This is a genomic window from Streptomyces hesseae, from assembly GCF_031845785.1.
Lineage (GTDB): Bacteria > Actinomycetota > Actinomycetes > Streptomycetales > Streptomycetaceae > Streptomyces > Streptomyces hesseae.
Map to the genome: position 1 here is coordinate 85,450 of NZ_JAVRFI010000027.1, position 11,920 is coordinate 97,369.

The window sequence follows — 11,920 nt, forward strand, 5'->3', positions numbered from 1 at the left end:
GTGAGGGCACCGTGCACTGGTTCGTGGTCCTACCTGATTGCGTCGCAGCCCAGACCATTCCCAGGATGCTGAATGGGGCGACCTTGCTCGCCTCGCACGCCTCCGGTCGTCCGTGGCTGGTCGGGCGGATTCCGGCGGGCCAGTGCACCGTTCTCACAGCCGGCGATCAACGGCTGGCGGTGTTCGGGCAGAGCCCGGGGACCGCCGGCCACCTCGCGCGGCTGGTCCGCCGGCCGAGGCGGCCGGCGGACTTGAGCTTCTCGGGCGAGACCCTGCCGGGAAGTGCCCACCTGCTGCTGTCGGTCAATGGTCACGTGTGGGTCCAGGGCACGGCCTCCGGACTGCGCCGGGTCTATCGCACCACGTGGCGGGGCTTGACGGTGGCCGCTGACCGGGCGGATGTCCTCGCGGAGTTGACGGGGGCCGAACTCGACGACCGCTGGCTCGCGGCCTCCTTGCTCACGTCCGAGCTGCCACATCCGCTGAGCTTCCTCTCACCTTGGCAGCGGATCGAGGCCGTCGCGCCGGGCAGTGCCTTGCTGATTACGCCCGGCGGGCGGGCGCGGGTGCACCAATGGTGGAAGCCTCCTGCCCCGAAGCGGTCTCTTACCGAGGGGGCGCCAGTGGTGCGAGAGGCTCTTTCGGCGGCCGTCAGCACACGGGTGAACGCGCTCGGAGCCGGGCAACCGCTCGGAGCCGACCTGTCCGGAGGACTGGATTCCACCTCTCTGTGTTTCCTCGCCCATCAGGCCGGGGCGCGCCTGGTCACGATGACGGTGCAGCTGCGCGACCCGAGCAATGACGACGTCCTCTGGGCCGACCGCGCGGCACGCGACCTTCCGCTCGTCACCCGGCTCGTCCTCCGCTCACAGGCGCTGCCCGCTCAGTACGCGGCACTCGAGCAGGTGTCATCGGTGACCGACGCTCCCTCACTCCTGCTGCGCAGCCGCGCCGTCCTGAGCGCCTGTGCCCACCAGTACGCCCGTCACCAGGTCAGTGTTCACCTGGCCGGTCACGGCGGCGACGAGGCGCTCCAAGCCCCGCCCGGTTACCTCCGGGACCTATTGCGGCATCATCCACTGCTGGTTCTGCGGCACTCGCGCGGACACCGAGCGCGCTACCGCTGGCCGCTGCCCCGAATGCTGCGGGGCCTGGCCGACCGCCGTACCTACGCTCGCTGGCTCGCCGACGAGGCACGTCTCCTCCAGGCACCGGACCTGGCCAGCTCGCTCCTCGGCTGGGGTCCTCCACTGCGCATGGCGCCCTGGGCGACGTCACGGGCGGTGCAGGCAGTCGCTTCTCTGCTGGAAGAGGCCGCCTATCAGGCCCAGCCGCTGGCCCCCGGACACAGTCAGCATCACGCGCTTCAACGTATCCATAACGCAAGCCGGCTCTACCGTCTGATGCGGCAAGATCTGACCGAACCGTGGATCGCCCTGCCCTACCTGGACGACCACGTGCTCGAGGCCTGCCTCGCGGTGAGACCGGATGAACGCGGCACACCATGGCGCTACAAGCCTCTGCTCACCGCCGCACTCGACGGCATCGTCCCGACGGAGCTGCTGAACCGCACCACCAAAGCCAGCAGCGGCTCCGACTTCTACCAGGGGCTGCATCAGCACCGCCGACAGCTTCTCGACCTGGTGTCCCAGTCCCAGCTCGCACAGCGCGGCCTGATCGAGCCCGCCCCACTGCGTGCAGCCCTCCTGACGCCCAGATCCCGAACAGCCCAAGCCCTGGAGGACACCCTGGCCGTCGAATACTGGCTCGCCCATCTCCCTCCGCGCCCCTACCCAGCCCGCGCGTAAACCCCGCAACACGAGTCCCGGCCGCCGTGGAAGCCATCCCCATCGGCTCTCGTGCGGGCAAAGAATGGCGAAGCGCCCGCGGCTCGGCCGGGAACACGAAGTTCAGAGAAAAATACGCAGACACACCGCTGACAACTCCGCCATTAGCCACGCCTCAGGCCGCAGACTGATCCTGCACGCCCATCTCGTGCAACCAGGGTGGGGAAGGCGCCGGCCTTCCCCACCTGCACGGTCCCCATTGGCGGTGGCTACGGCCTAGCGATCAGCCACAGTTCCGCGAGGGTGCCGCCGAGGACGCGGTCGCGCGGCGAGCCCGGCTTTGGTGAGGCTCAGCGCAATACCACGTCACTGGTATTGCGGGCGCCATTCGAAAAGCAGGATGGTCGCGTCGTCGCGCAGTTGGTTGCGCTGGTAGTCGAGGACGGCGTGGATGAGCAGCCGTAGAACCTCGGCCGGGCGCTGGCCGGCGGCGGTGGAGCGGATGATGAAGTCAGTGAACCGGTCGAGGCCGAATTCCGCACCGTTCGCGTCGCGAGCGTCCACGACACCGTCGGTGTAGAGCAGGACGGAGTCGCCCGGTTCCAGTGTCGTCTCGTGGACCTGCCGGGCTGCCGGGGCGAGTTGGCCGACCAGGCCGATCGGTGGCTGTGGGGGGCTGTCCAGTGCGCCGTCGAGCACCCGGTCGGCACGGATCAGCAGCGGCGGCGGGTGACCGCAGTTGACCCAGCGCAGCGTCCCGGTGGCCGAGTCGAGCCGGCACAGCACGCCGGTGCAGAAATGGTCGGGCAGCCACTGGGCGAGCGCCTGGTCGACGGAGTCGACGACGTCGGTCAGGTCGCCACCGCCGCGGCGGGCGTTCCGCGCCGCGGCCATGGCGACCGACGTGGTCAGGCCGGAGGCCAGATCGTGACCCATGGAGTCGAGGATCATGGTGTGCAGTATGTTTTTGACCACCGCGTGGTCGAAGGCGTCGCCGGCAACGTCGTACGCCGGTTCCAGGACTGCGGTCGAGACGCACTTGCTGCTGCCGATGGTGTGGGATGGCAGGAAGGCCCGCAGCATCTCGGTGGGCAGCCGCATGGTCGCGGTGCGGGTGCGGGCGGCGAGCCAGTCGCTGTAAGTGCGCTTGGAAGTGATCAGCATGGCGAACAGGTAGGCCAGCATTCGGCTGCGGCGCATCCGCACCCCGTCGAGCGAGGCGGTCCGTACCGCCAGCACGCCCAGCCGCTCCGCACCGTCGACCAGAGGCATCCAGGCGATCATGTCGTCGCCGGCGTCGGCCACTCTCGGGGTGACCGTGCGGTATGCCCAGCCGGCCGACGAGCGGTCCACCGGCAGTGGTTCCAAGGCCTCGTCGAGGGGGATGAGCAGCTGTTGTTGCAGGTCGACGAGGTAGATCAACGCGGTGCCCAGGCCCAGGGCCGCGGCGCACCGGTTCGCCAGGTCGGGCAGTTCGACCGGCAGGGCCGTCTGCGCCTCGATGATCAGCTCTTCCAGTCGATTCTCGTCGACGGTGCTGTCGGGGTCGGCGGACGCGTGCGGTGGGTCCGGCACGGGGATCACCCCTTCCGGTTCCCAGTTTCACACCGATCCCGGCCTCTCTCACGTCGGGTGGGATCGCGTGGGGTGCGGCTGCGGCCAGGGCGGTGAGCCGAGCTCTGCCGGGCACATGTCGCGCGTCGGCGCCAGCGCCAGGCCCGTGTCCTGAGGGCGCCCAGGGCGCGGGCCACCGCTTGTGAGCGGACGGGCGGACGGTCTTCGGTCGATGTCCACCGCGCCGACCCGTCCCAGCGGCCACCCGCCGGGGCCTGCCCAGTACAACCGTCCTCGGGTAAGCAGGTACAACTGCAAACATGACGGTTTTCTATTGTGCAAAGTGCGCCACACGGCTCACGCCGGAACTCCAGCGGCTGCCCGCTGTTCCGGATATCTCGGTGCACGACAAGGACCGTGACAAAAAGACTCGCCTCGCCCCCTCCACCGTGCCACAGGGCCACTACGCGATCGACACGGAACCCTGGGGCGGCCCCTTCGAACCCGCTGGGAGCAAACCCAGACGCCCGGTGGACGACCGAGCCCTGATGATGTCGGCAGAGCAGAGCAATTGGGTCTCCGTCGGCCCCAGGAACTCCGCGATCGTCCACCCTGACGACGTCCCCGGCCTGACCATGGTCAACACCGCTCACTGGGGCTGTTGTGGCCCCCAGGGCACCGGCGGCCGCAATATGTCCTGCATTTGCGGGACCCTCATCGCCACCCTCGCCGCGGACTGCCTGGGGCCGCACGAACTGCACCTCGACCCGATACGGGTGTACACCTGGGAAGGCTAAGAGCATCGGCGGGCCACCTGCCCGGCGCCTACACGGTACTGGTCCTCCGCCGAGCGTCCCTGCCTGTCGACGGCTGCCTGGCTCGGTTTCGGGTTCTCCAGAGCGCACCAGCTCGGTCAGGGTCGTCCAGCACCAGGACACGCAGCGGTCCGGCCCGGGACCACCCGAGAACGTTCGCATCGCAGGCACGGAACCGGCAGGGCCTCGGTGGGCCGGCCTGGCCTTCGTCGGCGTTGCGCGATGGGGCTCTGGTCGACGAAGCCGGGTCTGCTCGCGTACGTGAGCGTGTGGTTCAACGTCGCGGCGATCCCGTTCGAGCTGCTGACGCTCCTGATGGCCCACACACCTGCTGCCACCTGGGGTGGCGGTGACTGCGGTTAATGCCTCCCCGAGGCGCCGGGGCGTCACTCGCCTTGCGCCACGTCAGTCTCGCTGTTCGCACGTTCGCTGACCGGTCGAGTACCACAGACGGAAGGCAGACTTCGGGGCCCCAATGCCTCACCACACCGCTCGACCGGCGAGCCCGCCGCGTCTCGTGAACGCGGATTGCCAGCCGTGCGAACAGGCGTAGCCTGGAAAGCAGTGGAGCACAGGTGTCCGCTGCTCGGACGGTGCGAAGGTGCCACACACAGAGCAGCATAAAACTAAGGCGCACACCCATCTCGGCGGTGCGCGTGGCGCCGGGAACCTGCCGAATCTGCCTGGGCGGTTTCCTCGCTCCTTATGAGCCCGGGCAGGCACTCCGCAGACGGCTTCTCGACTCGACACGACGTCTCCTGTGGTTCTCCGGCGCAGCCGTAGCAACTCCTCCTGCGAGGAGGGAGAACCATGGTCGAGTACGAGACCTACCACGCGAGGGCGGACACGGGGCGTGCGCGTGAACTCGCCGCCACCACATCCCCGTACACGATCACAGTGCGGTTCCTGGGCGGCCTGAACACGACGCAGAAAGCCGCGTTCAGCAAGGCGGCGGACCGCTGGGCGAAGGTCATCGTCGGGGACCTGCCGGACGTGAGCGTCGACGGCGAAGTCATCGACGACCTCCTGATCCTGGCCCAGGGCACGTCGATCGACGGACCCGGAAACATCCTGGGAGAAGCGGGACCGACGGTGCTGAGGCCGGCCAACGGCCCCGGTGCCTTCCTGCCCGCGAAGGGCACCATGTCATTCGACACGGACGATCTGGAGGAGATGGCGGCCAACGGGACGCTGGTGGATGTGATCACCCATGAGATGGGGCACGTCTGCGGCATCGGTACCCGCCCGTGGACGGAGAAGAAATTGATCCACGGCGCCGGCACCGACAACCCCGTCTTCCGTGGCACGAGCGCCATGGAGGAGTACGGCAAGCTGGTGGGAGCGGGTCAGTCCAGGCCCGTCCCGGTGGAGAACCAGGGTGGACCGGGGACGCGTGACGGACACTGGCGCGAGACGGTGTTCGCCAACGAGCTGATGACCGGCTTCGTGGGCGGCGCACCCAACCCGCTCAGCCGTCTCACGGTGGGCAGCCTGGGAGACCTCGGCTACGTGGTGGACATGGAGGCCGCCGACGAGTACGCGCTGCCCAACCACCTGGAGCTGGCCGAACGCGGCGAAATGCGCACCCATGTGGCGCCCGTCGGCGCCGGCACGGTACAGCGCACCATTCCGGTCATACTGCCCGAGGACAGCCTGCTCACGCCGGCGTGAGGATCAGCGCTCATGAACGGGGAGCGAGAGCACCGGGCCCGGGACGGGCGCGAAGACGCGCGCGGAGCACGGGGAGAGGAGGAGCATGCCGTCCTGAGGCCCGATGCCACCGTCCTCAGATCCGAGGCGCTCATTCCCCGGGACAACGTCGTACGACCGGCGCCCAACCGGTTCAGCCATGTCCTTGAGGAGATGCATCCGTACTGGTTCGAACGGTCCGAGCGGGCTCCTCAGCCCGAGGGAATGCTGCCTGCCGGGACCCCGGTGCTCCTCCTCCGGGAGGAAGGTGACCACTGCCGTGTGGTCACCGGAACCGGTCTCTACGTCACCGTTGCCCGGGAGGGTCTGCGGACACTGCCGGCGCTGCCGGACGACAAGTGATGCCGCGCGGCTGAACCCCTGCCCCTTACCGGCGGCGTCCGCTGCCACGGCACACGGCCCGCGTAGAACCTTCTCTACGGGGCCGTTCGGTTGGCGCCTGCCCGTCCCACCCACCGGCAATACCGCGCCGGCCGACCTCTGGGGCCGTGAACACCCTGCGGCGGCAGAGAGCGCGTATGACCACGATCGACCAGGTTCCGGCCGCTGCTTTGCGGCTGGCGTGCGGGCTACGGGCTCGGAGCCGTGTCCTTCAGGTTTGGCTTCCGAGCCGGTGCCTCAGCTGTTGGCCAGGGTGCGGTCGAGGAGGGGGAGCAGGCGGTCCCAGTGGCGCTGGAGTGCGGAGGGGTTGAAGGCGTCGGTGTCGGCCATGGTGAAGCCGTGGACGGTGCCGGGGTAGACCTCGGTGGTGTAGCCGACGCCTGCGGCATCCAGGGCCTGGTTGAGTTCGCTGAGGGCCTCGGGCGTCAAGTCGCCTTCGGCGAGGCCGATGTGGACTTGGGCCGTGAGCTTGGAGACGAGGCGGTGCGGGCTGTCGGGCGCGTCGGTGACCAGGAAGCCGGGGTGGAATCCGGCGACGGCGGCCACCTTGTCGGGGTGGGCAGTTGCAGTGCGCATCGCCAAGGCGGCGCCCATGCAGTAGCCGATCGCGGCGACCGGTCCGGCGCTGACCTCGGGCTGGGTGGTGAGAAAACTGAGGTACGCGTCGGCGTCGCGCAGGGCACGTTCGGTGGTGTGCGCCTGGACCAGGGGCATCAGCTGGGCGAAGACCGCCGGCCGGATGTCTTCTCCGATGTGCTCGGGAAGTTCGACCACCGGGGCCGGGCCGTGCCGGTAGTAGAGGTTGGGGACGAGCACGTAGTAACCGTGCTCGGCCAGTTCGCGGGCCATCTCCTTCAGCACGGGCCGCAGGCCGATGGCGTCCATGTACAGCAGCACACCCGGGTGCTGCTCGCCGTCGTCGGGGAAGGCGGCGAACGCGTCGGCCTGGCCGTCAGGGGTGGGAATGTGCAGCGTCTTGGTGGGAATGGCGGATCTTCCTTCCTTGGGCTGATGCCAGGGTTGAGGTCAACCAGAGGTCAACCCGGCGATCACCTACGATCACCGCCATGGTTCGTGGGGTCAAGCCTGTCCCGGCTTCGGTGAGCCCATCGTGCACTGGATCCGTCGCTCCCACAGATCCCTTGCGGATCGGCGGCGGCCTGGTCGGCTGCCGGTGGGAGCAGATCGAGCGGGCGGCGGCCTGGCAGAACGAGGAGGTCGCGCGCTGGGGACTGTCTGAGGTCTTGATGCGGGACAATGAGCAGGTGTCTCGATTTGTGAATGGTTCGCGCTCGCTGGAGGAGATCGAAGGTGTCCGCTGGCCTGCCCCGCCAGCAGACGCCACTCGTCTCGTCGCCACGGCGCATGCTCTTCGGCGTAAGCCGATCAGCGTGCTCGGTCCCGAGGATCTGCGGCTGCTGATCAGCCAAGATGTCGGTCTGCTTCACCTCCTGCCGTCGGCTGTTGAGCTGCTGCGTGCCGATCCGATGGTCGAGGGGGACCTGTACGAAGGCGACCTGCTCTCCGCCGTTTTGACCAGGGGCCGGGAAGCGTGGGCCGGGGTACCCGGCACCGCGCGCGAGCTGCGAACGATCGTCTCCGGGCTGGTCGACTTGTCACCTGGGTTGCGGAGGGAGGCCGACGACTTCCTCGCCGTCGTTGCCGGCTTGTGACGCCCCCATCTTGTGACCCCCATCGCCACGCCGGGCGTGCTGCCGTCCGCCGAGCCCCGGGCCGTGTCCTTGCCCCGATCGCGACCGTTAGGTAAAGGGTGCTTTCAACCCGGCGCTCTTTGCCCAAGGGGAGGGAGAACGGAAGGTGGAGGACTCATCAGGCGGTAAACGGGCCCGCACGGTCGAACGGCCTCCGATGCCGGAGCCGGCCGCGCTCACGTATCAGGGTCCGAACCAGCGGAACGTGCTGGAAGAGCACGGGCTGCTCGAACTCGTGCGCAAGGTCCCGGCGCTGCTGGTGCGGTTCCTGCGCATGGCGTGGTCGGCCGACCGGAGAGCGGTCGTCGTCCTATTCGTCGCGGAGATCGCGAGCGGGGCCGGCGCCGCGGTGCTGCTGACCATGACGGCCAAGGCCATGGGCCCGCTCGTGGGCACCGGAACAGTGGCCTCCAGGGTGCATGAGGCGGGTCCGTACTTGATCGGGGCCGGGTGCGCGGCGGCCTTCGCGCGCGGCGCGCACGCGTTCGGGACGTGGGCCGAGGACCGGCTACGCCCGCAGCTGCTCACGGCGGCGGACCGGGCGCTGATCCACGCCGCCCTGTCGGTGCGGCTGGAGGTCTACAACGATCCGGCGTTCACCCAGGACCGGGAGAAGGCCGAGACCGGGGTGGTGCGCTCGGAGCGGCTGGTGACCGAGGTGCAGGTCTTCCTCGGCTCCCTCATCCGGCTCGTGGCGGCCGGCGGGGTCCTCGCCGGGCTGCACCCGTTGATGCTCGGCGTGCTGATGCTCGCCGTGCTCCCCTCCGGCGCGGGCGCGGTGGTACGGGCACGGATCGAGTACCGCACACACCTGACGGTGTCGGCCGGCCGCACGGTCAAACAGATGATGCGCGGCTACGCCGCGAACCGGCACTTCGGCGACGAGATGCACGGCAACGGCATGATCCCGTACCTGAAGTTCTGGTACGACCGGATCACCGACACCATCGACGCGAAGATCCTGGCACAGACACCGAAGCAGCTGCGCACGGATCTGCTGTCCTACGCCGCGAGCGGTGTGTGTCTGGCCGGGGCGTACGGGGTTCTGGCGTGGCTGACGGTCTCGGGCCGGGTCTCGCTCGCGGTGTCGGCGACGGTGATCGTGGCCGTCCGGCAGGCCCTGGCCTCCGTCCGGGATCTGCTGGCCTACACCGTCGGCCTGCTCCGGCACTGTCTGTACCTCGCGGACTGGGAACGGTTCGTCGACAACGGCCGCTCCCCGGAAAAGGTGCCTCGTACCGACGGTAAGACGGTGCCGCCGGTGGTGGAGACGGTGCGGGTGGAGAAGGTCTCCTACTGGTACCCGAACAAGCCGGCCCCGGCGCTCGACGAGGTTTCGCTGACGTTCCAGCGGGGCGAGGTCGTGGCCGTCGTTGGGGAGAACGGTTCGGGCAAGTCCACGCTCGTCCGCCTCCTCCTCGGCCTGTACACGGCCGAGAAGGGCACCGTTTCGTGGGACGGTATCGACCTGGCCGAGGCGAACCAGGGGACGTTGTCGGACCGGACCGCCGTGGTGCCGCAGGACTTCGCCTGCTGGCCGCTGTCGGTGCGGGAGAATGTGACCCTGGGCCAGCCCCGCACTTGGGACGACGAAGCGGTGTGGGAGGCCCTGGCGCAGGTCGGCATGGTGGACGTCGTCCGGGAACTCCCCCGCGGGCTCGACACGCTTCTCGCCCGTGAGCTGTGGGGTGGGGTGACCCTCTCCGGCGGGCAGTGGCAGCGCGTCGCCTGTGCACGGGCCCTGTACCGGCAGCCGGCGCTCCTGGTGCTGGACGAGCCCACGTCCGAGATGGACGCCCGCGGCGAGCACCAGATCTTCACCGAGCTGAAGAAGGTCGCGCGCGACCGGATCACCGTCGTGGTCACGCACCGGCTCGACAACACGCGGATCGCGGACCGGATCGTCGTCATGGAGCACGGGCGGGTCACCGAACAGGGGCCGTTCGACCAGCTCGTCACCGCGGGCGGGCTGTTCCAGGAACTGTACGAGCTCTCGCACGACCGATGAGGGGGAAACCGAGGGGCAAGGGCTCGTGGCGAGGGCTCATGGGAGGGTGAGCGGCTGGGTCTTGTCCCCGACCGCGGGCGCGGGCCTGTCGGGGTGGACCGCGACCAGCCGGGCGTTGCCCTGCGCGTAGGCGCTCTCCCGGCCGTAGAACCGGTAGCCGGACTCGATGAGCTGGAGGATCTCGTGCCCCAGCATCGCCTGGGGGCCGCCTTCGTCGGCCGATTTGCCGCTGTCCCAGAGCGCGCTGTCGCCCAGCTTCTCGATCTCCTGCCAGAAGTTGCCCACGTGGAGCCGCCCGCCGATCAGCATGCCTTCGGTCTGTGGGCCGAGGCTGGTAACGATCTTGAACGCGGCGCGCTCCGCGATGCCTCCGTCCATGAAGGCGTAGTTGACGGGAACGGACCACTTGGTGGTGTTCAGCCGCCTGCCCATCCGTGAGCTCTCGGACAGCCGGTCCCCGACCTGGGGCTTGCCCTGCTGGTACGTGGCCCACGGGCCGGTGTCGCCCGTGCGGCCGAGGACGAGCTTGCGCTTCGCGGCGAGCGCCGCCGCCCGGGCGTTCGCCATCGTCTCCGACGAGGTGGTGGTCAGGTCGGCGCGGATGGTCGCCTCCAGTGCGGCCACCAGCTCCGCCTTGCTGCGCCGCTGAGGTGCGCCCACCAGGTTCTCGAGGTGCTCGAACGAGTCGTTGAGATCCGCGTTGGCCATGAGCCATTTGACGTTCCCGCGGCTCACCTGCCAGGTGTCGTAGTCGGCGATGTACTCGTCGATGCCGCCCTCCGCCTGGGCGACCAGCCTCCGTACTTCATCGTCGATCTTGGCCGGGTGGTGCATGCGCTGGACGTCGCCGGTCCCCGTGGAGGTCTGCGCGGCCTGTAGGGATGGACGCCCGGCAGCGGGGGCGGTGGTCGCCGCGCGGCTCATCACCCGCCGGGCGGTGGCCTCCGCCTCGCGCTCGAACCGGTCCGACGGATCACTGACGCGCAGCCCGTCGCCTCGGTCGGTCCCGGCCACCGGCCCTGAGCGTTGCTGAAGGACATGCGTCAGCTCATGGGCGAGGGTGTGCCGGTCGACGCCGGAGAGCCCTGCGACGATATGGCTGCCGGAGGTGTAGGCCACGGCGCCGAGTTCGGCCGCGGAGGCTCGGGCGGCGGCGTCGGTGTGGATGCGCACATCGGAAAAGTCCGCTCCGAAGCGCGCCTCCATGTCGGCGCGGATCCGGCCGTCGAGCGGCCGACCGCCGCCGCGCAGGACGTCGTGCACGGCGGAACGCCGCGCCGTAGGCCGGCATTCCTCCCCGTGGCCGCAGCCGGGGCCGTGCCGGTCCTGGGCGGCACCGGAAGCGCCGGCCCGGCGCACCATCTGGACCACGGCGGTGTTCCCGGCCGAGCGCTGGAGGGCGAGCAGGGCCTCGGCGGGCGCCACCGCCCGGGCCGGGCAGGTGCGGCCCGCGGAGGCGTCCGTCTTCTTCGGCACTCGACTGCTCGCTCGGTCGTGCATGGAGACTCCTTCCGGCGCCGGTCGTCCGCCCTCTCGGTATACCGGAGCGAGGTGACGCCCCGCCAGGTACGGTGGCGCGAAGTGCCCGGACCGGGGGCGGACGCCTCCGCCGGAGTGTCCCCCCTGGCGATGCCCGCTCCGGTACTCCGCCCCGGGCCTCACAGGGAAGCTCCCCAGCAACCGGTTCCATGCCGCGAAATAGAGGAAAGTACCGACGTCGTGCCGACGTCGTCGTGGAAATCGTCCGGGGCTTCAGCCCCTAGGGGCTTTCCGGACAGCATCCCGCTGTTCTCATCTCCGTCTCATCCTGGCCTCAGGGATCCCTCACGGGCTCGCCCTAGCGTCACGGCAGCCGGAACGGAGCCGGGGCCGCCGCCAATGTCTATCTGCCGCTCCAGCAGGCCCAGGCCCTCGCCGCCGCCCAGGACAAGATCACGACGGTCTATGTGAAGG

The 11,920-nt window shown here is 69.4% G+C and carries 10 protein-coding genes; 7 read left to right on the forward strand and 3 right to left on the reverse strand.

Going from position 1 to position 11,920, the window contains the following annotated elements:
• Positions 1-65: 65 nt before the first annotated feature.
• Complete coding sequence (locus RM609_RS29470) at positions 66-1,808, forward strand: asparagine synthase-related protein (RefSeq protein WP_311614814.1); 1,743 nt, start codon at positions 66-68, stop codon at positions 1,806-1,808.
• Positions 1,809-2,153: 345 nt separating this feature from the next.
• Here the strand turns inward: RM609_RS29470 and RM609_RS29475 are convergent, their stop codons facing one another.
• Complete coding sequence (locus RM609_RS29475; protein WP_311614816.1) at positions 2,154-3,362, reverse strand: PP2C family protein-serine/threonine phosphatase; 1,209 nt, start codon at positions 3,360-3,362, stop codon at positions 2,154-2,156.
• 299 nt (positions 3,363-3,661) lie between these two features.
• On the opposite strand from RM609_RS29475, the gene RM609_RS29480 reads away from it, so the two are divergent.
• The 4 genes from RM609_RS29480 (at position 3,662) to RM609_RS29495 (ending at position 6,208) form a co-directional block, all read left to right on the forward strand.
• The gene (locus tag RM609_RS29480; protein ID WP_311614818.1) at positions 3,662-4,138 is read left to right on the forward strand and encodes a hypothetical protein; all 477 of its coding nucleotides are present in this window, start codon (positions 3,662-3,664) and stop codon (positions 4,136-4,138) included.
• A gap of 240 nt (positions 4,139-4,378) precedes the next feature.
• On the forward strand, positions 4,379-4,519 hold the full coding sequence (locus tag RM609_RS29485) for a hypothetical protein (RefSeq protein WP_311614820.1): 141 nt from the start codon (positions 4,379-4,381) through the stop codon (positions 4,517-4,519).
• 447 nt (positions 4,520-4,966) lie between these two features.
• Positions 4,967-5,827, forward strand: a complete 861-nt coding sequence (locus RM609_RS29490; protein ID WP_311614822.1) for a leishmanolysin-related zinc metalloendopeptidase — start codon at positions 4,967-4,969, stop codon at positions 5,825-5,827.
• Positions 5,828-5,839: 12 nt separating this feature from the next.
• Positions 5,840-6,208, forward strand: a complete 369-nt coding sequence (locus RM609_RS29495; protein ID WP_311614824.1) for a hypothetical protein — start codon at positions 5,840-5,842, stop codon at positions 6,206-6,208.
• 276 nt (positions 6,209-6,484) lie between these two features.
• Here RM609_RS29495 and RM609_RS29500 read toward each other — a convergent pair whose 3' ends face one another.
• Positions 6,485-7,234: a dienelactone hydrolase family protein gene (locus RM609_RS29500; RefSeq protein WP_311614846.1), complete on the reverse strand. Its 750-nt coding sequence runs from the start codon at positions 7,232-7,234 to the stop codon at positions 6,485-6,487.
• 155 nt (positions 7,235-7,389) lie between these two features.
• On the opposite strand from RM609_RS29500, the gene RM609_RS29505 reads away from it, so the two are divergent.
• Positions 7,390-7,920 carry a contact-dependent growth inhibition system immunity protein gene (locus tag RM609_RS29505; protein ID WP_311614825.1) on the forward strand — a complete coding sequence of 177 codons (531 nt, stop codon included), beginning with the start codon at positions 7,390-7,392 and terminating at the stop codon, positions 7,918-7,920.
• Positions 7,921-8,164: 244 nt separating this feature from the next.
• Positions 8,165-9,967 carry an ABC transporter ATP-binding protein gene (locus RM609_RS29510; RefSeq protein WP_311614827.1) on the forward strand — a complete coding sequence of 601 codons (1,803 nt, stop codon included), beginning with the start codon at positions 8,165-8,167 and terminating at the stop codon, positions 9,965-9,967.
• A gap of 36 nt (positions 9,968-10,003) precedes the next feature.
• On the opposite strand, the gene RM609_RS29515 is transcribed toward RM609_RS29510, so the two are convergent.
• Positions 10,004-11,467 (reverse strand): eCIS core domain-containing protein, encoded by a 1,464-nt coding sequence (locus RM609_RS29515; RefSeq protein ID WP_311614829.1) that lies wholly within the window; start codon positions 11,465-11,467, stop codon positions 10,004-10,006.
• Positions 11,468-11,920: the final 453 nt, after the last annotated feature.

Bases quoted from the DNA above. Each gene is read 5' to 3' on its own strand.
- RM609_RS29515 (WP_311614829.1), bottom strand. From the start codon at position 11,467: ATGCACGACCGAGCGAGCAGTCGAGTGCCGAAGAAGACGGACGCCTCC.
- RM609_RS29490 (WP_311614822.1), top strand. From the start codon at position 4,967: ATGGTCGAGTACGAGACCTACCACGCGAGGGCGGACACGGGGCGTGCG.
- RM609_RS29470 (WP_311614814.1), top strand. From the start codon at position 66: ATGCTGAATGGGGCGACCTTGCTCGCCTCGCACGCCTCCGGTCGTCCG.
- RM609_RS29495 (WP_311614824.1), top strand. From the start codon at position 5,840: ATGAACGGGGAGCGAGAGCACCGGGCCCGGGACGGGCGCGAAGACGCG.
- RM609_RS29480 (WP_311614818.1), top strand. From the start codon at position 3,662: ATGACGGTTTTCTATTGTGCAAAGTGCGCCACACGGCTCACGCCGGAA.
- RM609_RS29485 (WP_311614820.1), top strand. From the start codon at position 4,379: ATGGGGCTCTGGTCGACGAAGCCGGGTCTGCTCGCGTACGTGAGCGTG.